The following is a 26,145-nucleotide window of genomic DNA, read 5'->3' on the forward strand; positions in this document are numbered from 1 at the left end:
GAGGCTCGACGCGGGTGTTCGGATGTCGCAGGACTGGGTCTTCTCGTCGGCGTGGGTGCGTTGGTTGGCGTGCGCCCTGCGACTGCGCCGGTAACATCCCCGCATCGGCAAGGATCCAGTAGGAATCCCGAGGCTCGACGCGGGTGTTCGGATGTCGCAGGACTGGGTCTTCTCGTCGGCGTGGGTGCGTTGGTTGGCGTGCGCCCTGCGACTGCGCCGGTAACACCCCCGCACGCTCGACTACTCAGCGTAGTGATTCATGGCTCCGTGTATTCAAGCGTGGTTGGTTTGACCTCGAAAGTGTCCGATCCGAGGACGCGGTGAGAAAAGCGAGGCGTTGTGGTCGAGAGCATCAGGTGCGGAGCGTTGGATATTGCGGTGACGGACCGGTTCTCACGCCGGTGGGACGACCGGGGGTCGGGTGCCTCATTGCACGGCGCGTTCTTCAATCCGGAGCTCACGTCGCAGATGGCGGCTGAGGGCTGGCGGTACCTCGGCAGCCTCGGCCACGTCGGTGACCACCAGGACATCACAGGCAAGCGGGCGACGATCCTGGTACGGGGCGTGAACGCCTCGGATCAGATGATCAGGCCTCCGGACGGGTTCGAACTCATCTGGAAGGACAAGGGGTCGGGCGCGGACAAGAACGGTGCCGTCTGGCGTCCGATCCCTCCGGAGGGGTATGTCGCCCTCGGTGACGTGTGGGGCGACTGGGACAGCTGGGACCCGCCGCGGACGGATACGTACGCCTGCATCCGCAGGGAACTCGCCGGCCGCAGCTACGTATGTGAAGCCACCGTGGGTGACCTGATCTGGTGGGACAAGAAGTCAGGGGCCGACGCGAACGTCTCCACCTGGAGCATCGTCCCTCCCAGCTATCCCGTCGACAGCGTCGAGCGCCTCATCCTGGGAGCTGATCTCCTGCTGGCTGAGGGCCACTACAACGACCCCGGACGCCGGGTCCATGTCCTGGACCTTCCCCCTTGCGTGGTCAAGAGCGATCCGCCCCCGGTACCCGTCCTCACCTCGAGCGCGGCGCCGGACCCCCGGGAAACCCTCAAGGTCAGCGATCGGATCGTCAAGGTGCCCTTCACGCTCATCTCCGACCCCGACCCCCGTTGGACCGTGGAGCGGCAGGCCAGGGAATCGCCGTTCTACACGCTGGAACGCCGCGTCAGCTTCTACTGGCAGATGCACTACGACAACTCCCTCGGAGAGGCCGAGCAGAATCCCTCAGAGTCGGTGACGACGGGCATCAGCGACGCCAAGAGCGAAGAGTTCAGCGAGCGCACCAGCATCACCATCGGCGCCGAAGCAGGCGTCTCGTTCTGGGGGATTGGAGCTTCGGTCAAGACCGACACGACGAATGAGCTGGGCTACAGCAGGCAGGACACAAAGACCCAGTTCGAGGAGCGCACACAGGAATGGACCCTGAACACGCCCCCCAGGCGCGCCGCCGTGCTGTGGTCGCCACGCCACGACATTCGGCCATCCGCAAGGACGACACCGTTCTCGGTGGCGGGGGTGGCATGGTGTTCGACATCGCATCCCGCGTCTACACGCAGTACCCCGCGCCCACGAAGGCTCCGACCCTGTCCGAAGCCATCATCGGGGGCGACCCCTACCCGTTCGGAACCCCGCCTGACACCCCTTGAGAACTCCGCGACTGCTCGTCGACTGACTTGCAGATCAACCCGCCGCGTCGGCCCCTGGTCAGCCTTGCCAGGGGCGGCCGGTGTATCGGCCACCTGCGGTGTCTCTCGAGGCTTGTCATGAGCAGCGGACTTCGTCGGCTCCGGCGTGTGCGTGACGGCCGTCAGTGTCGGGTCCGTGCCAGTCCAGGCACAGGACGCTGGCGTCGTCCTGAAGGTGGCCTTCGCAGGCGCTGGTCACCGCTGCGGTGAGGGCGCGCACGACTTCCCGCGGGTGTTCGGTGGCGGTGTCGCGGATGAGGGCGAGCAGATCGACGCCTTCTGCCTGGCGTTCCTGCATGCCGTCGGTGTAGAGGATGAGCCGGTCCCCGGGTCGCAGGTCGAGGTTCTGGACGCGAAATGGCTCGGGTGAGGGGACTCCGAAGGGCAGGTGAACGTCCACGCGGACCGCTGCCACGCTGCCGTCGCGCAGGAGCAGTGGCCAGAGGTGGCCGGCATTGAGCAGTTGCGCGCTGCCGTCGTCCAGGGCGATGCGCAGAAGTTGCCCGGTGGCCAGGGCGCCGTGGCTGTGGTCGAGAAGGACTTGGTGGATCCGGCGAGCCTGTTCGACCAGGTCGCATCCGTCACGGCGGGCGCCGCGGGATGCGTTGACCAGGAGGGTGGCCAGGACAGCGGCGTTGACGTCGTGGCCCATGGCGTCAGTGATGGACAGATGCAGAGTGTCGTAGTCGAGGGTGTAGTCGTAGGTGTCGCCGGCGATGGAATCGGCCGGTACTACAGCTCCGGCCAGAGTGAACTGGGCCGCCTCGCAGCACGGTGCAGAGGGCAGCAGCTGACTCTGGATCTCGGCCGCCAGCGTCAGCGGCGTCGTGCGCCGGCCCCAGTGATAGAGGTCGGTGAAACGACGGTCGGCGATGACGATGTACGCCAGCGCGTGCGCGGCCTCCTCGACCTGCTCCAGAACCTCCTCGCTCACGTGAGGAAGCGTCAGTTCCAGCACCCCGATGGTGTCGCCGCGGTTGGTGACCGGAACGACCACCCGATGACCTTGCCCGCCGCCGGTCGCCTGCACCAGGCGCTGGGTCCGCAGCACCTCCTCGTAAACGCTGCCGGCCAGAGGGATCTGGTCGGCGTGAAGACCTCGCTGCGTCTCGGAGTCCTCACTGACCCGCACCGCTTTCTGGCCGATGATGTCGACGAACAGGAACGACACGTAGCGGGCACCGAACCGGTCACGCAGATTCCGCGCGACCACATCCAGGGACTCCACCGGCGCCGCGTCCTCCGCCGCAGAGAGAACCTCGACCAGCCCCATCCGCTCACGCGCCACAACCGCCTCCCTGAAGTCTCATGACTACCGAGGTTCCCCCAGGCACGGCCGAACGCAACGCGCCACGGCCGATCCCGTGACTGCCGATAGACCATCTGGCACCTCAGGCGACCGCCGCACGCGCCGGGGTGCCATGCGGCCGCGCTCATCGCGATGCCCAGGATGTCGGCCACTTCGGTGAGCGTGACGATCGGGTTGTCGTCGAGGAGTTTGGCGATCCGGTGCAGGATCTCATCGCGCGGAATAATGTCGCCGCTGCCGGTGCGGCGGCCGCCGCCGCCGGCACCCATGCCGGGCCGAAAGGCATTGAACTCGCGGACGATGTGGCGCGGCCAGTGCTCGGCGCCGCCTCCGCCGGCCGAACCAGAACGACATGCGTAGTCAGCTGCGGTTCCCTCTTCTACTTGTTCCAACTGCCCGGCGCCACGCCGACCTCGGCAGCGGCCTCATGGCGGTCCAGCAGGTCCTCGTCGTCATCACGATCTGGAGGCCGGGCCTCGTGGGAGTGACGGGCAGCGGTCAGCTCTCCTCGAACCGCGCGGTGGCGCAGGGTGGGCACAGGCGGACGGTCTCGTGGTCGTCCTCACACACCCTCACATCCGAAGCAGACGCGGAAGAGCATGGGCACACCATAGAGGCATCCCCGCGGCGGCGGTCGCCCGTGCTGCGCCATCCTCGGCAGGGTGACGCCTCACGGGCATCTACTCACAGATGGCGCCGTAGGCGGGTGATCCGACGAGTCTGGCGTACTTCCCGAGGACGCCCTTGGTGTAGCGCGGAGGGTGGGGCTGCCAACGGTTACGGCGCAACTGCAGTTCCTGGTCGTCGACCAGCAGGTCCAGGCGGCGGGCGGGCATGTCGAGACGGATGCGGTCACCCTCACGGACCAGCGCGATCGGTCCTGCGGCGGCGGCCTCCGGAGCCACGTGCCCCACGCACAGGCCGGTCGTGCCTCCGGAGAAGCGGCCGTCGGTGAGCAGCAGTACGTCCTTGCCCAGTCCGGCTCCCTTGATCGCACCGGTGACGGCGAGCATCTCCCGCATGCCCGGCCCGCCCTTCGGGCCTTCGTATCGGATGACAACGACGTCGCCGGGCCGCAGTGCTCCCGCGGTCAGGGCGTCCATTGCGGCGTGCTCGCCGTCGAAGACACGGGCGGTGCCCTCGAACGCGTGAGCCTCGAAACCGGCGCTCTTGACGACCGCGCCTTCCGGGGCGAGGGAACCGCGCAGGATGGTCAGACCGCCGGTCGGGTGCAGCGGGTCGGCCAGCGGGCGCAGGACATCCCCGTCGGGGCCCGGCACGGTGAGGGCGGCCAGGTTCTCGGCGATCGTGCGGCCAGTGACGGTCAGACAGTCCCCGTGCAGCAGGCCCGCGTCGAGCAGGGCTTTCATGATCACCGGCACGCCGCCGACACGGTCCAGGTCAGCCATCACGTACCTGCCGAACGGCTTCACATCAGCCAGCAGCGGGGTGCGGTCCGCGAGGCGGTTGAAGTCCTCGAGGGCGAGGTCCACCCCTGCCTCGTGCGCGATGGCGAGCAGGTGCAGCACGGCGTTGGTCGAGCCACCCAGTGCCATGATCACGGCGATGGCGTTCTCGAAGGCCGGGCGCGTCATGATCTGACGTGCCGTGACGCCGGCATCGATCAGCTCCACCACTGCCTGGCCAGAGGCGCGAGCCAACTCGTCACGGCGCGCGTCGGCGGCAGGAGGTGAGGCACTGCCGGGAACCGACATGCCCATCGCCTCCGCGGCACTGGCCATGGTGTTGGCCGTGAACATCCCACCGCAGGCTCCCTCGCCCGGGCAAGCATGACGTTCGATCGCGTCAAGCTCGTCGCGAGTGATCCTTCCCAGCGCGCAGGCGCCGACCCCCTCGAACGCGTCGATGACCGTCAGGTCCCGCCCCTGCCAGTGCCCCGGCAGGGTAGTGCCTGCGTAGACGAAGACCGCCGCAATGTCCAAGCGGGCCGCGGCCATCAGCATCCCCGGCAGTGACTTGTCGCAGCCGGCCAGCAGCACAGCCCCGTCCAGCCGCTCGGCGAACATCACGGTCTCCACCGAGTCAGCGATCACCTCACGGCTGACCAGAGAGGCACGCATCCCCTCATGGCCCATCGAGATGCCGTCCGACACCGAGATGGTGCCGAACTCCAGCGGGTAACCCTCTCTCTCCCGTACCCCTTCCTTGCTGGCCCTTGCCAGACGGGCCAGGGACAGATTGCACGGAGTGATCTCGTTCCACGACGACGCGATACCGATCTGAGGCTTTCCGAAGTCCTCGTCCGTCATGCCCACCGCCCGCAGCATGGCTCGCGCGGCCGCACGTTCCATGCCATCGGTGACATCCCTGCTGCGCGGCTTGCGGTCAAAAGCTTGCTCAGACATGACAGAGCACCTCTCACACGACTCGGATCGCCACAGCCTGCAGCAGGAAAGCCCGCCCGATCGGCGCCACGACCACTCGACAGGAGGGAATACATCCACTCGGCTGTAGCACTCCAACGCCTCAAGCCGGAACGCAGAGCGCTTCGGCCTGGTCAGATTCGAGTCGCTGGGATGTCTGCCGGACGGTGCTTTGCGCAGTACCGTCGCACGGCGTGGTCTCGTCGGAAATCTGTCAGTAGTAGAACTCCAGGAAGCCGATGCGTTCCAGTGCGACCCCACTCCTGTGCGTCAGCGGGCCGGTCTCGGCGGAAGTAGCAGGCGCCGAGAGCGTCACGGACGATCGCCCGTAGTTCGGTCTCCGAAGCCGCTTGAGCCTTGACCCAGAATCCTGGACACGGGTTATGCGGCTGGCCAGCGCAGTTGATGTCGCGTTCGGACGCTGTCTCGCAAACGATGGCTGCGATGTCCCAGGCGGGAGTGACAGCGTCGAGTGTTGTATCGGCGTAGCCAGCGGAACGCCTCGATGCGGGGCCAGGAACAGATCTCGGAGGCGCTGATCGGCCACTGGCAGTCGATGTCGGTCTCTCATACCTGGGGTCCAGTCAGGACGGGCAGTTCCAGGGAGAGTTCGTTTCCGAGTTCCTCAGCGACCGCAACTTCGGGACTTCTGGAGATCACACGCACCCACCCGTCTCTTCGCGCTTACACGATCTCCGGATCGATTCGGTGTGTGAGCGGTGTTGCCATGGATGGAGTACGACCTCACGTTCGACCTCGATCAAGGGCTTCCCCGCGCTTCGCGCGCCGACCTCCTATCAGAAGAGTCGTGGTAGACAGGGACAGCCTTGAGGGCCTTGAACGACAGCCTTCCCTCGCCCGCGGTTCATCACGGAGCCTGTTCTCGCGTCGGCGATCAACTCGCAACAGAGGGCGAACGTAAGAGCCCAGCCCAGTGTCCCCGAGGTTCACACGGGAGTCGGCGGCGTTGGCGAGCGCGATTGATCGCGGAGGGCTCCGCCGGTCGTAGCTGCGGATCTTCGGAGGGTGAGCGCCGGCCAGGCGGACCCGTTCAGTGCACTCGAGGGAGGGGCTGGGCTTAGGGAGTCGGACTGTTTCGACGGCTGGCGAGACAGACGCCGACGACCGTTCGCCGCCTGCCCCGCTGGCTCCCAAGGTCCTGCTCGCCGCCCGCCGACCGCCCCTGACCGCGCCGGCCAGGGCACATGACTCCGTAGGCCGGCGGGCACCCCGCCCGCGAGCGGACGAACCGGTCGGCCCAGCGGCCCTGAGGGTCGCGCGGTACCCAGGGTTGCCCGGGCACCGCCTCCTTGCGCATGGTGCGCGCCTCTACCAATCGATCAAGCGCTGTCTAGTGGTGTGCCTGCCACCACACGACGAGCAGGCTAAAGGCCGCACTGCCTGCAGCAAACGCGACGCCTCGCAGCGCCCCTTCAGTCACTACGCGAACGCCGGTCCGTGTATGGCGCCGCCATACAGTCCGAGGCCTGCTGTCCGGCGGCGTTTTCTCGTGGTCCGTAGACTCCTGCACTGGAGCCTCCCTCCTAAGGGTTGACAGGACGGTTCCAGGCGGGGGGCCCTCGGCCCGATGCTTGCCGGCAAGGCCGAGCAAGGGCTCCCCGCTCTCCATGGGCAACGCTCAAAGTGAAGCGCAGCACGCGGAGTTGAACGCTCTGGATGCTAGGCCTCAGAAGGCAGCGCGCGACGCGTACCCCTGCCCCAGGGCCCGGAACGCGCCCCCTGTTCAATCGAAGCCCGGTCGCAGTGGGCGAGCTCGGTGCCCCCCGCGCCCTGGTTGACCGCGCAGATGGACGCGTTGCGCGCCCGGTCATGGACGTCGCCCGGCCCCCGCCGGGTTTACCCTGTCTACTCGTCGTCGCCCTCGCCCTCACCGGTGAGGTTGTCACCGGTGTGCTCGACCGGGCCGCCCGCGCTCTTCGGGGTTGTTGAAGAAGACGAAGTTGCCGTCGCCAACGACCTGCCCTCGGCGTTCGTCAGCAGTGCGTTGGCCTCGAGGTCTGAAGTCCACGATGACCACAGTCAGGCCGGGCGCGGTCTTGGTCAGTCCCGGAATGGACGGACAAGCAGACGTGTCCAGTTCCGCCCCCAGGAGTGCAGCGCCGGACACTTGTGGTGCGTTCGGCGTGCGGTTCGATTCAGGGTGCGGAGGCGAATCAGACATTGACGCCGAAGTCCTACGCGATGCCACGCGCACCCGAAATCGCTGGCCGAAAGGCTCTTCAGGTCGCTGGCGACCCTTGTCCTCGTCGAAGCCGTACACGACCGCGCAGACCCTGGGCAGGAAAAGGGCGACGCCGGTTATGACACCTCTGGCGGATCGGAGCGCACCGCCAGGTCGACCAGCCAGCGGATGCCTCCCCAGGCGCCGCCCGGCGCCGAACCCAAACCGGAGCCGCAGGCCACGGCGCTCCTACAGGTTAGGCAGGGTGGCAGCAGGACACCTGGCAGCATCACCGCGGTCCTGGGGTCCGCAGGAGAGGCTCACGAACTACGACCCGGCGTTCGCGTACGAGATCGCGGTGCTCATCAGTGGTCTGCGCCGGTACGGCCTGATGCGCAGGACGTCTTCTACTACCTGACGGCGATGCCCCGAACGTACAACCCCCTCAGCGGGCTGTACGGGCTCCACGAGCCGCCGACAGCGTGTGCCGCACCGCCGGCACGACGCCCGTCTAGGGGGCGGACCGGCGCACGCAGCACCCCTCGCCGCCCGCAGCTCCTGGGCAGCCTCACTCCCCTCGCCAGCATCAGCATCCTGCATCGCCACCGCCGGACATTCGCGACCGCTGGTCCTGCACCCCCGACGGCCATGCAGCCCCATCACTCCAGACCCTCGGCGGCAATCTCTTCCCAGACCTCCGCGTTCGACAGGGTGAAGATCGGGTGCCACTTCAGCACCAGCCGCTTGCCGTTGCTGGTCCGGGTGCCGATGGACAGCGGAAGTTGGTGGCGAAGAGCAATACTCGATTCTGCCGCATGCTCTGCCTTCGGGCTGCGTCGGGAAACACGCCCCGCTTCTCCACCAGGCCGAGCAGGCCGCCGCCGGAGTCCACGGCAACGAAACGCAGCCCGTACCGCTCGGCTGTTGCTCGGCGAGCTCGCGCACGCCGGGCCGTGTCCTTCTCTGCGCGGCCGAGTTCGTCGGCGTGGTAGCCGATGACGCGGCGGAAGCTACACGCCGAACTCGGCAGCGGCTCAGTTGTCGAGTACCCAGCCCTTGAAACGGATGGAGCTTCTCTGCACCAAGTCAAGGAGGCCGCCTCGGCCTTCTCTTTCGGATCACCCTCGCGGGCGTGCGATAGGTTGCCCGCCATGACCGGACTCGAACCCGTCACCTGGCCACCTACCCCGATAAGGACCGAACGACTCGTGCTCCGCGAGTCCAAGGCTGGAGACCGTGCGGCGTTCATCGAGCTGTTCGCATCGTCAGAAGTGCGCACTTACCTCGGAGGCCCTCGACCGCGTGACGAACTCGAACGCGCGGTGCCGGAGGTACCCGGGCGGCGCCCTGGCCTGTTCGTGATCGATCTCGACGGAGAGATGATCGGCACGGTCTCGCTCGATCGGCGCGATACAGAGCGTCCGGGTCACGTCCGTCCGGATGCCGGGGAGGCCGAGCTCGGCTATGTGTTCCTGCCCAAGGCATGGGGATGCGGGTACGCCGCTGAGGCCTGCGCAGCGGCACTCGCCTGGTTCGCCGACGTACTCCCCACTGAGCCGGTGGTGCTGTGCACCCAGACCGCCAACGACCGCTCGATGCGCCTCGCGGCGAAGCTGGGGTTCGCCGAGGTGGAGCGGTTCGAGGAGTTCGGCGCCGAGCAGTGGTTCGGCGTGTGGTCCTCGGTCACGCCGTCCGCTTGAACAGCCCAACGACCGATCACAGGACACGGTCTTATGGCATGACTTCCTCCGGGACCACGAACGGCTTCGGCGCCTTCTCGGACAATCGGTCGCCGCGCATCGGTGTCAGGCCGCGGACCTGGCCACGGCAACCGCCCAGGCGATGTACAGGACGTTGACCACCAGACGAGCCACCGCACCAAACGGCCGCTCCAGCAGCCGGGGCCGGTCCGGGCGCGCGCGGCGCAGCGCGTCCACGTGGGACACCAAGTAGCAGGTGATCAGGACGGCGGCGGCCCAGCCCCCGGCCCGCCTGCCGCACGGAACCAGCACCAGCGCACCGACTACGACCTCTGCCGCCCCGCTGACGGCAACGAGGAGCCGCTCCCGGCGGAGCCACGCGGGCACCAGCGTCCGGAAGTAGCCGGGGGCCAGAAAATGTGCGAGTCCCGTGACGACCAGGAACACTGCCAAGGTAACGGAAGCGATAGCGTGCATGGCACGATGATCCGTTCACCTCGTGCCTGGGCGCTTGAACAAAACGATCGCCGCATCGTCTTCGCCTCCGGCCCCGAGGCGACGATGTTCGCCGAGTCCCGCCCGTTCCGCGTCGCCCCACACCGGCTGCCCGCGTGGAAAGCCGTACTGCCGATCGGCGGCCGCGCCGAACTCCTTGAGCCTGGACGGCCCATGGTGGCGGCGTCAGGGCTGATCGTTCCGCCTCAGCTGGCCCACGCCTGTGCGGCGACCTCTCCCTACATCGCCCTGTTCATCGACTCCTGGCTGCTGCCCTCCCGCCCGGTGCCGATACGGCTCGGTGCAGGCGAGGTCCGCCGCTTGCTCACCGCGCTCGGTACCGTTGATTCCGACGGCCCCGGCACCGGCGTGGACCTGGCCGCCGGATACGCCGAGCTGCTGACACTCGCTGGGCGCCCATCTCGACTCGATCCGCGAGTCGCCCACGCTGTCCTCTGTGCGTTGCGCGATCCCGACACGCCCCTCACCTCCATAGCCATCGAGGTCGGCCTGTCGGCCCCGCGGCTGCGCGCCCTGGTCCGGCAGGACGTGGGCATCACGCTTGCGCGCTTGCGCCGATGGGGCCGACTCCGCACGGCGATCGCCGACCTGCCGGGCTCGACTGCCGCCCTGGCCGCAGCCACCGCAGGCTTCGCTGATCAGGCCCATCTCACCCGCACTGCACGGGACTTCATCGGCCGCACGCCGGCCTCTCTGCGACGCGCTGAAGCGGACAGTACCCCGAGGTCCTCCCAGCCCCCACGTCGCTGGACGTCGAACTGACCACCATCCGTATATGCCTGAGCTCCCCAACCAGTACGCGGCCTTGGCGGCCGATCCGAACCACGAGAAGTCGGACAACGGCTTCCAGGGGCTTGTCAGGGTGCAGGTGGACTCCGAGGCCGGACGGGCCGGAACCCGTGCCGCTTCGGCCGCGGCCTTGTCGGAATCCGCATAGGCCACCAAGTGGAGTTCGGCACCGATGTCCGGCAGCGGACTGGTCGGCGGTGGAGTCAGGAAGGCGGCAATGTACGGGCCACGTGGCGCGAGCGCGAACAGCAGCTCAAGGTCCAGTTCACCAAACAGGCGCCGCACGGCACGAATCCAGGGCAGGTGCAGAGCATGCAGACCCGGGTCCCTGCATCATGCGCAGGCTGGCCACCGCCTCGGAGGCGGGAGAGACGGCAACGGAACTACCAGGTGCACGGGGTCAAGGCCGGCCCCGCACCCGCGCCCCCTATCGGGATCTGGCTCGGCGCCCAGGGCACTTGCCCAGACCGGGCGGATCGCCGACGGCTGCGGCGCACCGATTCCCAGCTACTTGCCCTATGAGAAGTGGGCCGAGGCCCACGACCGCATCGACACCGCCGCACAGACATCGATTCGCAAGCCCGGCGACATCATGCGCATGGCGCAGATCGTGGGCACCATCACCGAGCGGCACGCCGATGGGGCCCGCACCGGCGCCGCCCCGGTCCGGGGCACCCCCGGCCAGTGGGCCGGCCATCGTGTTCTGGCCCGAACGCCCCATTGCCCAGCAGATCCACCGATTCGCTCACGAAGTCGTGCCCACGGCACGCGCGCTCCTGGCAAAGCCTCAGTTGACGGCCGAGAGGTCCTCTGTCGAGCGTTCATGAGTCGCACGTTATCCGCGGAGATCGGACGAAGCCGCTGGTCACTCGCCACACCATCCGTCTCTCCCGCTCAGCGGATGGTGAAGGAGGCGATGACGCGGGCCGGGGACCGGAAGTCGCCGGAGTCGGTGGGAGAACGTTCGACCAGGACGTTGACGCCCGGGCCGGGGCCGGTCGTCCGGTAGGTCCATGCGGGTCCCTTGAGAGCCGGTCCGCACAGCCCCTCGGGGAGCTCGCCGTCGTCCTCACCGAGCGCGTACGCGCCACCGTAGTTCTCGTCGAGCAGGGACTCCCCCTCCGGAACGATGCCGGCGCTGCGGAGGTAGTCCGGCATCTGATCGCTCAGGAAGGAGACCTGGGCGCTGCCGTTCGCGGTGGTGTAGTGGATGTCCGAGGCGTCGGCGGGTATACGCACGCCCCCGGCCGAGATCACCTCCGGCAGCATCATGTCGCTGCCCTCACACGCTCGGGCGTCCCCGAACGGATGGAACAACTCGTCCCGGAACAGCCAGACCGTGCCTCCCGCCACCAGGACCGACACCACGACCGCCACAGAGGCCAACCGCCGCAATCCGGAGCCGCTGTCCGTGTCACTCACGTCCTCTGGACACGAAGCCTCGTCCGCCTCGTCCGGCACGGTTCTTCCGTCCCTTCTCCCAGCACACATGAACGCCCCCGGACTGACCGCATGTGATCACTGACAGCATAGGTGTCGGATCCCGGCACTCATGCGCGAACGGGCATGACCTAACCGCCCGTGTGCGAGGCAGCGCGCCCGTGACCAGCTGAGCGGTCTCAGAGTCGTCCACTAGAGGTCGTTCCGCCGGCAGGCAAAAAGGGAGAGTGCCCAGAACGACGATGCCTGCAAGCAGCGGTGCGAGCGGGATGCCCTTTGCCCCTCAGCGGACGACAAAGGCCGACAGGCGCCCAGTGTCCACCTCCTCGCGGGCAGGCCGAGAGCGAAGCGCTTCTCTATGATCGCCAAAGTGCGACAGTGCCGGTCCTGATAGGGCTCGGCCTCAGGGGGCGCGTACTCGCCATCCGGATGAAGTACGCCTGTCTCGACCAGCTCAGGCAGCAGCCGATCCGGCTGCCGACCCCATCGCCAGACCTCTTCACCCAGTCCGAAGCCACAGACCTCCACGCCGTCCCTGGCATACCCGAACAGCGTCGGCGGATGGTCGGGACAGGGCACTGTGTGGCGCGGGAGGTCCGTGCCGCATCACCCAAGTCGATATCAAGTCGTGGCCACGCGGCCAGCACCTCACGGTCACCATGTCGGCGCCGGCCGCCTCCTTGAGGCCGACTCGGCGCCTCCGGCACCACTCGCTGGAACAACTCCCACAGCTCATCCGGCACCAGCCGCTCAACGATCCCCACACCTGCGAGTCTATCGAACACCCCAAATGAGATGACCTCTAAAGGCGGCTTCGTCCCCGCGGATCGCCGTGCGGCCCTGGTTGATCCGCACTCTGGTCGCGCAGGACACCGCCAGCACGTAGCCGACCCCGCGGGCCTCCAGCCCGGCCCGCAGGCCGGGGTCCTGACCGTAGGCCGGGGTCCTGACCGTAGGCCTCGTCGCCGGTCACCCACGACGTGTTCACTCCGGCGTCCAACGCCTGCTCGATCATCTGCAGGGCGAGACGGGCTTGGTCGTGAAAGCGACGTCCTCGGGTACTCCGGCTTTGCGGCGCCGCTCGGAGTCCCGGCTCCATGTGTGTTCGGGCAGGTAGAGACGGCGGTCGATCAAAGCCCGCCCTCTACTGGAGGCGTAGGCGAGGAAGACGCCCACCTGGCTGTTCTCGATCCGCCCGGCGGTTCCGGTGTACTGCCGCTGGACACCCGCCGAACCACGACCCTTCTTCAGGAAGCCCGTCTCATCCACGATCAAAACACCGTCACCGGCGCCGAGATGGTCCACGACGTAGCGGCGGACCTCGTCGCGTGCCGCACCCGCGTCCCAAGAGGCGCACCGCAGCAGCCGCTGCATCGGACCGGGACGGCTATGGCCGGCGTGCTCCGCCAGCTGCCAGCAGTTCTTGCGCTCGGCCCCGGACAGCAACCCGAGCAGATAGGCGCGGGCCGAGGCCCGAGGTTCCACTGCCCGAACAGGCCCGCAATCCGAGCCATGGCCTGGTCGAACAACGCCTGCCATCGAGCAGGGTCTACGCTACGGCCCGCGGCCACCGCGCGATCTTCAAGAGTCCACACAAACCCTTGATCATCTCGCGGTGGCCACACGCATCAGGCGTCGTAGTACTCGCCGTCGTCACCCTGGACCTTCGCCTCCAGAACATCTGCCACTTCGCGCATCGTCGCAATCACCGCATAGCTCGGGTTCTTGGACACGCTCCGCCCGGCGCTCCACCACATCGGGGCCACCGCGAGGCCGGGATCGGCAGCGACCACCGCTTCCCAAATCGCTGCGGGGATGTCCTGGCCCTCACCGTCAGTTGTATCCGCGTGGTTCGTCGCCTGCCGTCTTGACCTGCTTGCGGTAGGCCCCCGGCGGCGATCCGAAGTGTCGTTTGAAAGCTTTGGCGAAGGCGAACTCCGACGTGTACCCCGTGTGCTGCGCGATTGTGCTCAGCGGGGCCGGCGATTGGTGCAGCAACCGCGCCGCGGTGGCCATCCGCCAGTTGGTCAGGTAGGTCAACGGCGGCTCGCCGACCACCGAGGCGAAGCGGCGGGCGAACGCCGCGCGGGACAGCCCGGCGCGGGTGCCCAGCGACTCCACGGTCCAGGGATGGCCGGGATCGTCGTGGATCGCTTTCAGGGCCGGGGCGACTGCCGGGTCAGTCAGCGCGGCCGTCCAACCCCGCGTCCGCTCCTTCGGCAGTTCGGCGTACCACGACCGGAGGATGTACAGCAGCAGCAGATCGATGAGCGCCGTGACGACCGCGTCCGAGCCCGGCTGCGGCGCGTGGAACTCGGCGCACAGCTGATCGACCGCCGAGCGCAGCACCGGGTGGCGGCCCGGAACCGCGGGGAGGTGGATGACCTCCGGTAGATCGCTGAACAGCGGATGCGGGCGATCAACATCGATCGCGTACGCGCCGCACACCAGCACCGTGTGCGGCCCCGGTCCGTCCACGGTGACCTGGCCGATCGGCGAGGAACGGTCCACGCGCTCCGGTACGAAGTCCACCGGATCGCGGCCCGGCACGTCGCACAGGGTGTGTCCGCTGCCGCGCTGCAGGAACACGATGTCGCCGGGTCCGAGCGCGAGCGGCGGGCCGTGCGGTGGCAGCAGGTGGCAGTGTCCTTCCACGACCACGTGGAATCCGGCTCCTGAGATGGGTTGGAACTTCAGGGCCCACGGGGCGTGCGCGTCGGTGCGAGTCACCATCGGGCGTCCCGTGCGCAGGACTTCGAGGGTGTCGCTCAGGATGTCCATAGCGCCACTCTAGTGCCTGCATGGCGAGACGATATGACAGGGAATCGAGATTTCAAGTCATTCACCGTCTCGATATGGAGGCGTACGTTCTTGCCATGGCGGTTGCCGAACCCCGGCACTGCATCGACGAAGGAATGGATCCCATGTCTCTGGCCGGCAAGAAGATCGTGATCATCGGTGGAACCTCCGGCATCGGCTTCGCGGTAGCCCAACAGGCCGCGGCGGCTGGCGCGGACGTCGTGGTCGCCTCCAGCAATCAGGACCGCGTGGACGCTGCGACGAAGCGGTTGGGCGAGCCAGCCGAAGGCCGCCGCCTGGACGTCGCCGACGGCAACGCCATCGCCGCGTTCTTCGAGCAGGTCGGGGAGTTCGACCACCTCGTCTACACCGCGGGCGAATCTCTGCTGATCAAGCCGTTGGTCGACACCACCCCGCAGAAGGCCAAGGCCGTCTTCGAGCGCCGGTTTTGGGGCGCGTTCCTCTCCGCCAAGTACGCTGCACCGCGACTGCGCGACGGCGGCTCGATCACTTTCAGCTCCGGCGTCCTCGCGATCCGCCCCCTGTCCGGAACCGCGCTCACGGCAGGTATCACCGGCGGCATCGAGGCCCTGTCCCGGGCACTCGCCGTCGAACTCGCCCCTCTGCGCGTCAACGTGATCCAGCCCGGTGTGATCCGCACCGAGCTGTGGGACGGCAGTGTCCCGAACCCCGAGGCTTTCCTCCAGAGCGCCGGGTCCGAGCTGCTCACGCGGCGTGTCGGCACTGCCGAGGAAGCCGCGGCGGCCTATCTCTTCGTCTTGTCCAACGCCTACGTCACCGGCACCACACTCGCGATAGACGGCGGCGCGGCACTGGTGTGACACAGGCGCCACGCATAACAGCCAACGGAGCAACGCCGCACCGACGCGACGCGTTCCTTGCCGCGGCAGTCGATGACGCGAGGCCGACCGGACGTGCGGATCCGAACTGCCCGGCCCGAAGCGGAGATCCGGTCGACCTGACCGTCCCGGAGATCCGCCGCCTGATCGGCGCACTTTCAGCCCGCCGATCACAGCCCTGAACGCACTCCTGCACTGGTCGAACTGGCGCAGAAGCCACCAAGCTTCGGCACGTCGCAGCCATTACCGGCAGCGGCTCTCCGCCCCCTCCAGCCCGTAGATCGCGAAGTCACACTGGAGTACTAAGCCCTCACGTCAGCGCCTGACCATGATTCTTCGCCGTCTAGACGCATGTCTTCGAGATATGTGGGCTGGTCGGGCTGCGCATAGATCACCCGGGAGTAGCGGTCGGAGGTACGGCACCAGTCGTAGCATGCTCTCATCTGCGACTGGAGGTCGTCGACGAATACGTAGGCGCTATCCCTGTGGGGCGGCGGCACAGCAGTGGCGTCGAAGAGTTTCGGGAGCTTTGATTTCAAGTGAAGGAATTCATCGGTGTGGTGGCGCACTATCGTCTTGGTCTCCGCAAGTGCTTCCTGTCGGGAATAGTCCCTGTGGTGCTCGAGCACGAGAACGAGGTTATGGAAGTCTCCTCGAGCCTCCTCCTTCTCTACCGAGAAGGCATCCTGAACGATGTTGACGACCTGGACCGTTGCGTTGCGCATCCTGCAGATCTCCGGCATATTGAAGACGGCTTCAGGGAGCTCGTAGCGCCCGATGCGTTCGGCGTAGTCGATCAGCACATTTTCAAGTCCTGCTTTATGACGAAGGCTCAGATAGGCTTCCATCCCGGGAATTCTGCCGGCATGGCGGTTCGACGTCTCACTGATGTAGGCGCTGAGAAAATCTGCCCAGTTTCGGGCCGAGCGCCCTATCCAAGTAGAAGACATCCCGCTGGTTTGGCGATTCCAGAGCGACACCAGGCCGCTCGCGGCAGGCGTAAGACTGTGTGGTGGTGCTGCCGCGGGGGCTGATTGCACGACATCGATGAGCTGCTGGATTATTCGAGCCACCCGTCGTGGCTGCAGCCCCAGGGGCCCATCGAACTGGTCATCAAACAGGAGGAACCACCCTGCGAGGTCCATCCCCAGCTCCAGATCCGATTCTTGTGCATGCGGCCAGAAGCGGGCGGCGACTCCGGGCACGTCCCATCGCGCGTACTCGCGAAGCGATTTCCGGCTCAGCAGCCCGTGCCGTTGAATCCAGTTGAGATGATGCACTGCTGCTGACTCCGCGCAAGTACTTACCCGCGACGGAAACGGAAGATCGAATAACAGTTCCTGCATGGCAACACCCTCGTCAGCCCTGGATCTTCGTGTTGGATTACCAAATTCCTGCGCCCGCGGACAGGCCTGCCGTTAGCCGCCGATACCACTACCAGAAAATCCCGTACGCGGCCAGGGGCCGGTGCATCGGCCCCTGCTGCTCGGTCAGGCGCAGATGCGAGAGGCGCCGGCACGACGCCTCCTGACGCTCGAACAGCTCTGACGCAGGTAGGCAACCAAGGGGCATGGTGGCACCGGCAGGGCACCCGAGCGCTCTCGCAGGACGGGGTCCACGTTCGTTGGCCTGGTCACACTTTCAGGTGGCCAACTGCCTCACGCCAGCCGGAGGGAACGTCGAGCATCTAACGTGGATCCCTCGTCACACGCCGTCGGCACACTCACATGAGACGTCGTTGCGCACAGCGAGGAGTGACCAGTGACAGAGGTCGGGTTCCTGTCCTGGCTCGGTGCTCACAGCAGCATCGAGCACGGCCCCAGCTCCAGACCGGCCTCCCGGGAGATCACCGCGCCCACGGACGAGGGCGTGAACGGGCATCCAGGCTCGCAGTTCCCGTTCCGGCCGAGCGCTGACGCGGTGCAGGCGGGATTCTTCTGCTGGGACGTCGCCACCGGCGAGATCTACTGCGATCCCCTCACCTACCAGCTCCACGGGCTCTCCCCGGACAGCCCGCCCCATCTGGACACCTTCCTGTCGCGCATTCCAGAGGCGGACCTGCCGCAGTTTGCCGCCGCCCTTCAGTCGATGGCAGCCTCTGGCGGCAACTACCAGATCGCTTACCGGGTCGCGGCCGGCGAAGGGCTGTGGCGCTCCCTGGAAGCACGCGGGCGGGTACTGGCTGATGCGACGGGCACGCCCACCCAGATGGTGGGGGTGGTAATGGACACCACGGCTGCACATGAACGTCGGGCACAAGAAAAGCGTCGGCTGTGTGAAGGGGCGGAACGCAACCGGCGAATGCAGCGGCTCACGGCTTCCCTGGCAGCGGCTGTAACAGTCAAGGACATGATGGCTGCCACCCAGCTCGGGTTGAAAGACTTCGGCGCGGACGGCTTCGCCGTCATGGGGCCCCGGCCGGGCGGAGTCTCATGCGTGGCCTCGTGCGGATATCCCGCCGAAGAAGTAGCCGCCCTCTGCAGTCCAGTTCCAGCCGTGCGCTCGCCGGTGCAAGACGCCTTTGCCCGCCAGGTTCCCGTGTTCCTGGGGTCCCCCGCCGCTATGACTTCCGCGTACCCACAGCTGACCCGGACGACCGGATCACTGCATCGCCATGCATTGGCAGCCATTCCCATGGCTGATTCCCAAGGGGCGGCTGGAGTCTGCCTCATTGGATTTCCCACCTCCCGGGAGTTCGGACATGAGGAGCGGGCGTTGCTGGTCGCCGTCGTCGGCCTCCTGGCCCAGTCCCTGGAACGGGCGGGAATGTACGAGGCAGAACATGCCCTCGCTACCGAACTGCAGCACGGTATGTTACCCCCAGGCCCTCTCACCGCCCCCGGACTCACCATTGCCGCTCGCTACCGGGCGGCCAACTCAGGAATGCAGATCGGTGGGGACTGGTACGACGCAATCCACCTCGCAGACGGCACGGTGGCATTGGTCATCGGTGATGTTCAGGGCCACAGCGTCAACGCCGCGTCTCTCATGGGCAGACTACGCATGGTCGTCCGCGCTTATGCGTATGAAGGGCACGACCCGGCAGCCGTGTTGACACGAACCAACAGGCTCATGGCCGAACTCGGTCCCGACCCGGACCGAGCGATGTTTGCCACCTGCTGCTATCTGCTGATTCGCCCTGCCGATGGGACGCTCGAGGTCTGCACGGCCGGCCACCCGGCTCCGGTCGTAGTTCCTCCGGGCAAACATCCCCGCCTTCTCGACGTTCCCGCCGACCTGCCGCTGGGGGTGGACGCTCACGCCCACTACGCGAGCCAGTTGGTACCCATCAGCCCTGGCACCGTCGTGGCCGTCACCACCGACGGTCTCCTGGAGGCAGCGCACGGAGACATCAATGCAGGCATCGAAGTGTTTCTGAACGGATTGACAGGAGCCTCGACTGCCGACCTTGAGGTTCTGGCCGATCGACTCCTGGCGGATGTCTGGCGGCCCGCGCACCGGGGCGACGACATCGCCCTCATGCTGGCCCGTGTCCTCCGCTCTCCACGACGGGGCGAGGCCGGAGACGTCGTTCGGCGCGGCACGGCCAGGACTTGAGCGGTCTGCGTAAGTAGGGCGTTGCTGTGTGGAGATGAGCGTCCCATTGTGTGAGGGCCGGCTCGAGGATGACCTGCAGTTTTCGATCCAGGGGTAAGCCCGGAGGGGATGTCCTCGTACCTCACCTACCGCCCGGCGGGAAATTCTTATCAACCCACGCCGTAAAGGTGCCAATGACACTATCCCTTCGGGCGCGGATGCGGCCCTGGAGGAGCTGTTGGGACAGGCTCTGAGGATGGCGCCAGAGCCTCTGCATCCTCCTGCTCGACCGCTGGCTCCGACCGGAACAGCCGGGAGACGACGAGGAGGAGATCAAACTGGGTGCTGGAACCGCGGCCATCGTGCCACGAGGCCGATGGCACCGCCTCGCATTGGACGCCCCCAGCGACATGATGGCCGCCACCCTGCCACGCGGCACCCGCGAGGAGAAGTGCACCGAAGCCTCACGCCCGGTTCTCATCCCCAACAACGCTCGGCACCGGCCCCGTCGCCCACGTCCGCGCCCACCCGTAACTCGCCCCTCTCGCCGGGCGCGACCTTGCCCGAAACCCGGCCAACCAGAACACTCACGGGCCAACTGGGCGCTCACTTCCGTGCTGCGGGAGGGGCACCCGTCGGGAATGGCATCGGAGCCCAACACAACTCGCGGAGGCCGCCACGAGAACCCAGCAGGCGTTGGCCCGGATCTCGGTGATCTGGGCCTTGGGCCCGCTGCGCCTTCGCGGCGCCGTGCGTACTCGTCGCGGGGGCAGCGGATGCCGTGTGTTCAGGCACCGGGGTGTGCCCCGTCACCGGCACCGAGAAGGGGGATCGTGAGTCGGCGTTCCACGGCAGTGGGCAGGGACCACAGCTCGGTACGCCGCCTTCGGTCCTCGGAGCCTTGGCGGGCAGCGCGGCGGATACCAAACACTGCCAAGGCGAGGGTGGCCAGGGATACGGCGAGCCCGGTCCCCAGGAGTACACCGGCCAGTACGGCGCCGTCCGCCAGGGCGAACGGAAGCGCGACCCCGAGGCAGAGCGTACCGAGGCTACTGAGGACGGCAACCATCCCCCACAGTGGCGTGAGCGGGTGCTCGTTGCGCAGGTGGTCGACCAACTGTCGGTCGGTGGGACGCCGCCGCGGGTGCCCTGGAAAGGGCCGCCCAGGCAACCTATTTGGCCCGCGTCCTGCTGTTCCTACCGGTTTCCGGTGGCCTCACGGGTACGAGCGGCTGATGCCACGACCGCTCGCTCGCCGCTGGCAGGTTGTGCCATGCATGTCCGCAGGTGCCTTTGCAATACACCTCGCGGCGGCGGGTGTCGGCGACAGCGAATACGGAGACGAGGACACGGAATGCCCTGACGAATTCGGCGGTGGGGAGGCCTGCGAACCCGTAGCGGGGTGGGTCCATGCAGATCATTACCGAGGGGTTGGCCGTGGGCTTTACCCCGGATCGCGCCACCCCGGCGCGGCCGTCCGCAGCTGTGACGTGCGCCTGCATCGCGTAACCGGCGACTTCCCGCAATACCTCTTGCTGGCGTGCCGGGGCGAGGCCGGAGAACCAGGCCGCACCGGCGTCCAGCGTGCGGAGACCTTGGGCAATCTCGTTGACGACCTGCTCGGTATCGCGCCGGAAGGTGCGGCCCTCTTCGCTGCTCGTTTCGGTCATCTCTCGATGGTTTCACGTTGCCGGTTCCGGGCGAGGGCCCAGCCGCGCCTGGGGGCAAGCCGGAATTCGCGGCTGAGCCGCCCCCGGCGGGGGCCGGGGCGGTGCTCCCGCGTGTCCAACAGTGCCGAAGGACTCGTACCTCGCGGACCGTCAGGCGGCCCTCGTCCAGCTTGTCGTCGGCGTGGCGGTCCAGTAGATCCTCGCCATCCGGCAGGGCCGGAACCGGCTTGCAGGGCTCGGCGCCGCCTCCCTCGCATCCGCGGGCGGAGGCCTCAGCCTGCTGAGACGACCGGTGGGTTGCCGAGTTCGTTGATGAGCTGCCGGTACGTCTCAAAGGCCGGCTTGGGGGTGTAGTCGTCGCGCAGGAGACCGAAGCGGTGGAAGAGGCCCTCAGCGCCGCTGTCGGCGTCTCGCAAGGCGAAGAACGAGTAGCCATCGATGTTGAGTTCGGCGGCGAGTGCGGTCACGGTCCGGACGACGGTCTCAACAGTCGCGGCCTGTCGCTGCTCGGTGCGGTCAGGGCCGGTGGGCCAGCCGTTCTCACATACGCGGATAGCAACGGTGTCTGGGATGCCGGCCTTCGGCAGGTCGGTACGCCGGAAGGCTGTGAGGACTGTGGTAACCGCTCCGGCCAATTGGTCGGCGGCGATGGGACGGAAAACGTCGGGGAAGAAGTCCAGGCCGACATAGTCCAGGCTCTGCAAGAAGCGCGCGTCGGCCAGGGCAGCAAGGTCGGACCAGAAGGTGTCGGCCGGGCTGAAGGTCGGCACGGCATTGAAGCCGACCGCCAGATTGTGGCGCAGGGCCCGGGCCTCCTGCTTGGCTGCGATGACTCCCTGAACGAGCGCGTTCAGGATGTTGGGGGTGCTGCCGTCGAGAACGGGAAGGTCGACATTGGGCTCCTCGCAGATCTGGAGCGACGCCAGATGCGGTCCGCCGGTCCGGACGGTTTCGCGGACGAACTCCAGCCACTCCTCCAGTCGGCCGGACGGCTCGCGGAACGGCAACACGAGGTCGAGTTTACGTCCACGTTGAAGGTAGGCCTCCGGGGCGGCGGGCGTTGGCGGCTCCTGCGCTATGACCGTGGCGGCGAACGGACGGTAGGCACGGACCGACAATGTGGCGGTGTCGCCCTGCAGCGCGTCGAGCGCCTCGATGATGCGGTCCGGCAGGTCCGGTCGAACCGGGTGGACGATCCCCTTGTCATCGCCCAGGAGTCCGCCGGGATAGATGCCGAAGGTGAAGGCCATGGTCGTCGCTCCCCCGAAAAACTTGGTGTCACTCCAAATTTGGAGTGACACTATCATGCAGGGGTGGGCCTTCGAGAGACCAAGAAACAACAGACCCGTACCGCGATCGCCGACGCGGCGCTGGAGCTGTTCCAGGAGCACGGCTTCGATCAGGTCACCGTCGCCGAGGTGGCCCGGCACGCGGGCGTGTCCACCAACACCGTGTTCAACTACTTCCCCACCAAGGAAGGCCTCTTCTTCGACCGCCAGACCGAGGCCGAAGGCCATCTCGCCACACTGGTGCGCGACCGCGCACCCGGCGCCTGCCCGGTGGAGACAATCCGCGACGACCTGCTGGCTGCCCTGCAACAGGACGACCCCATGCTCGGACTCCACCCCGGCGCGCTCAGGTTCTGGAAGGTCATCCACGACAGTCCCGCACTGCGCGCACGCGAACGCGAGATAGGCGAACACGCCGAGGCCGCACTTGCGACTGCCCTGGCTGAGCATCCGCCGCGCACCGCCAGTACGCCGAACAACGCGGACCTCCTGATGCTCGAACTCCTCGCGGGCGCCATCGCCGGGACGCACCGGGCAGCCCTGCGCGAGATCCAACGACGCGTCATGTCCGGCGAACCCCCCGCACGCGCGCGCGACGCAGTCGCACCAGCGGTGCTCTTGGCATTCAACCGGCTCTGCCTCGGACTTCACACGGACCCTGCCAACCAAACGGGCGCGGGAGCGACAGCTCTCTCAACAGGGCAGACCCAACCGGTCCAGTCACGCATGAACAGCCGACGAGGCAACCCCACCCCGAGCTGACGAGGGTCCTGTCCAAGGCCGAGGAAGATCACATTGGTTCAACTCGCTTCTGACGACTGCCTCCTGAACCAGTGAACAAATGCTGTCCCGTCCTCGGCTCAGGCTCGGCCCCCCGTGACGCGTGCGCGGTGAGTGATATCCGCTGGGAGACCAGCCGGATCGAAGGATGGGTCTCAGCTGTAGATGATGGGGCAGCCACGCCGAATCGAGTGCTGGGCAGCGCGCAGGAACACTGCGACGTAGAAGGCTGTGTCCAGGTCCGTGACCCACAGTCCTGTTCGCATAGTGGCCAGCTTCTTTGCTTGGTCCCTGAACCACATGCTCAGGTCGAGGTTGCCGCATGTCGCCGGGGTTTCGGGCGGCAATTCGATGACAGACGCCAGCTTCTCCGCGAGCGGTAGCACCTGGGGAGCACCGACGACCGTGGTCGACTCGCAGTAGCCGGAGTCGATGGGCAAGCAGATCTCCTCATCGAGCGAGAAGGGCACGAGCACGGTCCAGCCGCAAAGGGTCTCCGACTCCTCTTGTGACAGGTGCGTCTCGCACAGGGCGAGGAACCCGGTCATCGAAGGGGCCAGCTTCTCCTCGAAGGCTTGCCCTGAGCCGGCTGCGAAGTCCGTCTCCGAGGGTACGTCCTCGTAGGGCTGCAGGCCCCGCCGCCTGAGTTCAGCATTGAGCGCTGAAGCAACTTCGCCCCATCCACCTTCCTCCTCACCGAACCATTCCTCCGCGCCGACGCTCACCAGGTACACACCCATACGGGGAAGTTACAGCGGGCATCTGACATCGTTCAGTGGCCAACAGGACTCGCTTGCGTAAGCGAGCGAAGCCGGCCCGCCCGAACGTCTGTCTCTTGAGCATCTTGATGCGGTTGACGTGCCCTTCGACGACGCTGGAGTTCCACGGCAGGGCGAGACCGGCGATGACCGCGTCGCGATCTCTGTCGATGCCTGCCGCGAGAGTCTGGGAGGCTGGGCAGGTCGTCCTGGCGGACGGCATCGAACCACGGTGGTAGCCGTCCGCCCTGGTGCTCGGTGAGCACAGCCTTGAGCCGGAGTCGTGGAGACAGCAGCCTCGCTGCCGGCTGCGTGGAACTCCTCCTCCTTGGGAAAGGCAGGGGCGGCCTGTGTGAAAGTCCTGCGTATGGACAGCAGCCCGGTCCAGGAAGAGGCTCACGGGGCCGATGAGGTGCTGCTGGTGCTCGACGGGCGACTGGCACTGCTGGTGGAGGGCATGGAGGTCACCGTGGAGACAGGCGAGATGTACCGGGTGCCGGCGGGCGCTCGACACGCTGTCGGCCCGGGTAGCCACGGCACGTTGGTGATCGTGGAGGAACCCGGGGCGTGAACGCGCTCACCCGGCCCGGGCCGCGTATTCGGTCCAGGTGCGGATCGGTGAGTCGGGGGCGAGGTTCGTCTTCGGCTCGGCGCGGGTGTTGCGCCGGCGGACGTAGGCGGTCCACAGCTCGTACGGCTCCCCGCTCGAGCAGGTCCGAAGGCGGCGATGCCACGTGATCGTACGCCCGATCGGCTGTGCAGCTGATCTGGCGAACCACGACGCAGCCCCTGCGACACAGGCCGGACTGGTGGGACCATAGCCGGACGGGCCGATTGGCGGTCGGTTTCACCTCTCCTGGGGCACCCATGAACATCCGGCTCCCATTCCGAATCCTCTCCGCAGCCACCTTGGCCGGCCTGATACTCACGTCCTGCAGCGGTTCCGGCGAATCCACGCGCACAGCAGGATCGCCGCCCGCCACGTCGGCAACACCCAAACCTGCAGGCACAGCGCCCGCACCCGCGCCGTCGACTCCGGCCACCTCGGCCACGCAGACCCCAGCCACGCCCAGCGGCACACCACCGCTGGACTCCTGGAGCCTCCAGCCCGTGTGGCCGTTCACCACGCTCGCCCAAGCTCAGGCGTGGGAGCGTGCCTACCGCTCCGGCGGCCACCAACCCTGGCATCTCGACCCAGCCCAGACCGCGCTGTCCTTCACCCGTGACTACCTGGACTTCACGGAGATCGACCGGATCACCTCGCGCACCGTGAGCGGTCGGCACGCCCGCATCGGCGTCGCATCGACGGGGCCCGAAGGCGGTACCGCGGCTGTAATTCACCTCGTGCGGTTCGGCGACGGGCAGAATGCCCCGTGGGAGGTCGTGGGCACCGACGACACAACGTTCTCCCTGACCACACCAGCGTACGGATCGCTCGTGCGTCGCTCGCCGCTCGAGACGGGCGGGCGGATCTCCGGAGTGGACGAGAGCATCCGCGTGCAGGTGCGCCAACCGTCGTCGACCGCGCCGCTCGGCACCTCACCCTGCTGCACATCGGCGGGCGGCGACAAGCAGCCCTGGCACGTGACGGTTCCGTTCTCCGGCGCCCGGGACCCGGTGCTCACGGTTGTCGCGTCCACCGGTGGACACATCGCCGACGTCGAACGGTTCACCATTACGGCAGTGCGCACCGGCTGACATCGGCCACATCTGACAACCCCCTGCCGTCGCGCCAGTGCCCGCACCTACGGTCAGGGCCGTGATTCGCACAGTGGTCTTCGACATCGGTGAGTCCGGGTAGACGAGACCCGGGAGTACGGCACCTGGGCCGACTGGCTGCAGGTCCCCAGGCACACGTTCGCCGCCATGTTCGGCGCCGTCATCGCCCAAGGCCGCGACTGTCTCGAGACCTTCCAGGAGTTCCAGCCCGGGTTCGACCTCTCCGAGCAGCGCGACGCCCGCGCCACGGCCGACCAGCCCGAGTGGTTCGGTGAGGACGACCTCCACCTCGACGTCCGCCCGGCGCTCGCCGCACTGCGAGGGGCCGGCCTGTGGTTGGGCACCGCCGGAAACCAGACGGTGCGCGTCGGCGGACTGCTGCGCGAGTTGTCACCAAGGGCGTCGATCTGATCGGCACCTCGGACGACTGGGGCGCGAGCAAGCGCGACCCCGAATTCTTCGTCCGCGTGGCCCAGGTCGTCCCCTTCCCGGTCGAGGAGTCCTCTACGTCGGTGACCGGCTCGACAACGACATCCGCCCCGCGACCGCCGCCTGGCTGCCGACCGCCCTGGTTCGCCACGGGCCGTGGGCGACGATCCAGTGGAATACCGACGACGCGAAGAGGCTGCTGACTCTGCAACTCGACAGCCTCCACGAGCTCCCTGAACGGAACCCACAGGTCAAGCAGTGCTCATATTCCCTTTCAGGCATGACGCCAT

Annotated in this window: 21 protein-coding genes and 3 pseudogenes; 11 read left to right on the top strand and 13 right to left on the bottom strand. The window is 67.2% G+C overall.

From position 1 onward, the window contains the following. Positions 1–339 precede the first annotated feature (339 nt). Positions 340–1,776: a Vps62-related protein gene (locus tag AC068D_RS28425; protein WP_478825947.1), complete on the top strand. Its 1,437-nt coding sequence runs from the start codon at positions 340–342 to the stop codon at positions 1,774–1,776. Here AC068D_RS28425 and AC068D_RS28430 read toward each other — a convergent pair. From AC068D_RS28430 to AC068D_RS28445, 4 genes and pseudogenes are all read right to left on the bottom strand, one after another. Then, positions 1,771–2,967 (bottom strand): SpoIIE family protein phosphatase, encoded by a 1,197-nt coding sequence (locus AC068D_RS28430; protein ID WP_478826127.1) that lies wholly within the window; start codon positions 2,965–2,967, stop codon positions 1,771–1,773. The genes AC068D_RS28425 and AC068D_RS28430 overlap by 6 nt on opposite strands. Before the next feature lie 415 nt (positions 2,968–3,382). Then, on the bottom strand, positions 3,383–3,541 hold the full coding sequence (locus AC068D_RS28435) for a hypothetical protein (protein WP_478825948.1): 159 nt from the start codon (positions 3,539–3,541) through the stop codon (positions 3,383–3,385). Positions 3,542–3,683: 142 nt separating this feature from the next. Beyond that, positions 3,684–5,369 carry a dihydroxy-acid dehydratase gene (gene ilvD, locus AC068D_RS28440; RefSeq protein ID WP_478825949.1) on the bottom strand — a complete coding sequence of 562 codons (1,686 nt, stop codon included), beginning with the start codon at positions 5,367–5,369 and terminating at the stop codon, positions 3,684–3,686. A 1,887-nt stretch (positions 5,370–7,256) separates the two neighbouring features. Beyond that, positions 7,257–7,497: pseudogene (locus AC068D_RS28445) on the bottom strand (TerD family protein); the annotation flags it as partial. 337 nt (positions 7,498–7,834) lie between these two features. Here AC068D_RS28445 and AC068D_RS28450 point away from each other — a divergent pair. Both AC068D_RS28450 and AC068D_RS28455 read left to right on the top strand, forming a co-directional pair. Beyond that, positions 7,835–7,987: a hypothetical protein gene (locus AC068D_RS28450; RefSeq protein ID WP_478825950.1), complete on the top strand. Its 153-nt coding sequence runs from the start codon at positions 7,835–7,837 to the stop codon at positions 7,985–7,987. 733 nt (positions 7,988–8,720) lie between these two features. Further along, the gene (locus AC068D_RS28455) at positions 8,721–9,269 is read left to right on the top strand and encodes a GNAT family N-acetyltransferase (protein WP_478825951.1); all 549 of its coding nucleotides are present in this window, start codon (positions 8,721–8,723) and stop codon (positions 9,267–9,269) included. Positions 9,270–9,374: 105 nt separating this feature from the next. Here the strand turns inward: AC068D_RS28455 and AC068D_RS28460 are convergent, their stop codons facing one another. Then, positions 9,375–9,746: a MauE/DoxX family redox-associated membrane protein gene (locus tag AC068D_RS28460; protein ID WP_478825952.1), complete on the bottom strand. Its 372-nt coding sequence runs from the start codon at positions 9,744–9,746 to the stop codon at positions 9,375–9,377. Positions 9,747–9,752: 6 nt separating this feature from the next. On the opposite strand from AC068D_RS28460, the gene AC068D_RS28465 reads away from it, so the two are divergent. Then, a complete protein-coding gene (locus AC068D_RS28465) occupies positions 9,753–10,547 on the top strand; it encodes a helix-turn-helix domain-containing protein (RefSeq protein ID WP_478825953.1) in 795 nt (264 codons plus the stop codon). A 13-nt stretch (positions 10,548–10,560) separates the two neighbouring features. Further along, a complete protein-coding gene (locus tag AC068D_RS28470; RefSeq protein WP_478825954.1) occupies positions 10,561–10,722 on the top strand; it encodes a hypothetical protein in 162 nt (53 codons plus the stop codon). A 746-nt stretch (positions 10,723–11,468) separates the two neighbouring features. Here the strand turns inward: AC068D_RS28470 and AC068D_RS28475 are convergent. The 3 genes and pseudogenes from AC068D_RS28475 to AC068D_RS28485 form a co-directional block, all read right to left on the bottom strand. Continuing rightward, complete coding sequence (locus AC068D_RS28475) at positions 11,469–11,996, bottom strand: hypothetical protein (RefSeq protein WP_478825955.1); 528 nt, start codon at positions 11,994–11,996, stop codon at positions 11,469–11,471. An 831-nt stretch (positions 11,997–12,827) separates the two neighbouring features. After that, positions 12,828–13,528 (bottom strand): annotated as a pseudogene (locus AC068D_RS28480) (IS701 family transposase); the annotation flags it as partial. A 319-nt stretch (positions 13,529–13,847) separates the two neighbouring features. Further along, the gene (locus AC068D_RS28485; protein WP_478825956.1) at positions 13,848–14,795 is read right to left on the bottom strand and encodes an AraC family transcriptional regulator; all 948 of its coding nucleotides are present in this window, start codon (positions 14,793–14,795) and stop codon (positions 13,848–13,850) included. A gap of 143 nt (positions 14,796–14,938) precedes the next feature. Between AC068D_RS28485 and AC068D_RS28490 the strand changes: the two genes are divergently transcribed. Continuing rightward, on the top strand, positions 14,939–15,655 hold the full coding sequence (locus AC068D_RS28490) for an SDR family oxidoreductase (RefSeq protein ID WP_478825957.1): 717 nt from the start codon (positions 14,939–14,941) through the stop codon (positions 15,653–15,655). Between the two features lie 320 nt (positions 15,656–15,975). Here the strand turns inward: AC068D_RS28490 and AC068D_RS28495 are convergent, their stop codons facing one another. Then, positions 15,976–17,019, bottom strand: coding sequence for a terpene synthase family protein (locus tag AC068D_RS28495; protein WP_478825958.1), 1,044 nt, complete (start codon positions 17,017–17,019; stop codon positions 15,976–15,978). Between the two features lie 415 nt (positions 17,020–17,434). On the opposite strand from AC068D_RS28495, the gene AC068D_RS28500 reads away from it, so the two are divergent. Continuing rightward, positions 17,435–19,231, top strand: coding sequence for a SpoIIE family protein phosphatase (locus AC068D_RS28500; RefSeq protein ID WP_478825959.1), 1,797 nt, complete (start codon positions 17,435–17,437; stop codon positions 19,229–19,231). Between the two features lie 766 nt (positions 19,232–19,997). Here the strand turns inward: AC068D_RS28500 and AC068D_RS28505 are convergent. The 3 genes from AC068D_RS28505 to AC068D_RS28515 form a co-directional block, all read right to left on the bottom strand. Further along, complete coding sequence (locus tag AC068D_RS28505; protein ID WP_478825960.1) at positions 19,998–20,327, bottom strand: hypothetical protein; 330 nt, start codon at positions 20,325–20,327, stop codon at positions 19,998–20,000. A gap of 55 nt (positions 20,328–20,382) precedes the next feature. Continuing rightward, a complete protein-coding gene (locus tag AC068D_RS28510) occupies positions 20,383–20,880 on the bottom strand; it encodes a DUF5958 family protein (RefSeq protein ID WP_478825961.1) in 498 nt (165 codons plus the stop codon). Between the two features lie 272 nt (positions 20,881–21,152). Next, the gene (locus tag AC068D_RS28515; protein WP_478825962.1) at positions 21,153–22,130 is read right to left on the bottom strand and encodes a hypothetical protein; all 978 of its coding nucleotides are present in this window, start codon (positions 22,128–22,130) and stop codon (positions 21,153–21,155) included. 63 nt (positions 22,131–22,193) lie between these two features. Between AC068D_RS28515 and AC068D_RS28520 the strand changes: the two genes are divergently transcribed. Next, positions 22,194–22,931: a TetR/AcrR family transcriptional regulator gene (locus AC068D_RS28520; protein ID WP_478825963.1), complete on the top strand. Its 738-nt coding sequence runs from the start codon at positions 22,194–22,196 to the stop codon at positions 22,929–22,931. Positions 22,932–23,104: 173 nt separating this feature from the next. On the opposite strand, the gene AC068D_RS28525 is transcribed toward AC068D_RS28520, so the two are convergent. Beyond that, positions 23,105–23,689: a hypothetical protein gene (locus tag AC068D_RS28525; RefSeq protein WP_478825964.1), complete on the bottom strand. Its 585-nt coding sequence runs from the start codon at positions 23,687–23,689 to the stop codon at positions 23,105–23,107. Between the two features lie 385 nt (positions 23,690–24,074). Between AC068D_RS28525 and AC068D_RS28530 the strand changes: the two genes are divergently transcribed. The 3 genes and pseudogenes from AC068D_RS28530 to AC068D_RS28540 all read left to right on the top strand — a co-directional run. Continuing rightward, complete coding sequence (locus AC068D_RS28530; protein WP_478825965.1) at positions 24,075–24,278, top strand: cupin domain-containing protein; 204 nt, start codon at positions 24,075–24,077, stop codon at positions 24,276–24,278. Positions 24,279–24,817: 539 nt separating this feature from the next. Continuing rightward, positions 24,818–25,405, top strand: a complete 588-nt coding sequence (locus AC068D_RS28535) for a hypothetical protein (RefSeq protein ID WP_478825966.1) — start codon at positions 24,818–24,820, stop codon at positions 25,403–25,405. 61 nt (positions 25,406–25,466) lie between these two features. Further along, positions 25,467–26,090: pseudogene (locus AC068D_RS28540) on the top strand (HAD family hydrolase); the annotation flags it as partial. Between the last annotated feature and the right edge of the window lie 55 nt (positions 26,091–26,145).

Source organism: Streptomyces sp. NPDC043861, assembly GCF_056435905.1.

Coding starts and splice junctions, on each gene's coding strand:
- AC068D_RS28430 (WP_478826127.1), bottom strand. CDS start 2,967: ATGGGGCTGGTCGAGGTTCTCTCTGCGGCGGAGGACGCGGCGCCGGTG.
- ilvD (WP_478825949.1), bottom strand. CDS start 5,369: ATGTCTGAGCAAGCTTTTGACCGCAAGCCGCGCAGCAGGGATGTCACC.
- AC068D_RS28455 (WP_478825951.1), top strand. CDS start 8,721: ATGACCGGACTCGAACCCGTCACCTGGCCACCTACCCCGATAAGGACC.
- AC068D_RS28460 (WP_478825952.1), bottom strand. CDS start 9,746: ATGCACGCTATCGCTTCCGTTACCTTGGCAGTGTTCCTGGTCGTCACG.
- AC068D_RS28465 (WP_478825953.1), top strand. CDS start 9,753: ATGATCCGTTCACCTCGTGCCTGGGCGCTTGAACAAAACGATCGCCGC.
- AC068D_RS28470 (WP_478825954.1), top strand. CDS start 10,561: ATGCCTGAGCTCCCCAACCAGTACGCGGCCTTGGCGGCCGATCCGAAC.
- AC068D_RS28485 (WP_478825956.1), bottom strand. CDS start 14,795: ATGGACATCCTGAGCGACACCCTCGAAGTCCTGCGCACGGGACGCCCG.
- AC068D_RS28490 (WP_478825957.1), top strand. CDS start 14,939: ATGTCTCTGGCCGGCAAGAAGATCGTGATCATCGGTGGAACCTCCGGC.
- AC068D_RS28495 (WP_478825958.1), bottom strand. CDS start 17,019: ATGCAGGAACTGTTATTCGATCTTCCGTTTCCGTCGCGGGTAAGTACT.
- AC068D_RS28510 (WP_478825961.1), bottom strand. CDS start 20,880: ATGACCGAAACGAGCAGCGAAGAGGGCCGCACCTTCCGGCGCGATACC.
- AC068D_RS28515 (WP_478825962.1), bottom strand. CDS start 22,130: ATGGCCTTCACCTTCGGCATCTATCCCGGCGGACTCCTGGGCGATGAC.
- AC068D_RS28525 (WP_478825964.1), bottom strand. CDS start 23,689: ATGGGTGTGTACCTGGTGAGCGTCGGCGCGGAGGAATGGTTCGGTGAG.
- AC068D_RS28530 (WP_478825965.1), top strand. CDS start 24,075: ATGGACAGCAGCCCGGTCCAGGAAGAGGCTCACGGGGCCGATGAGGTG.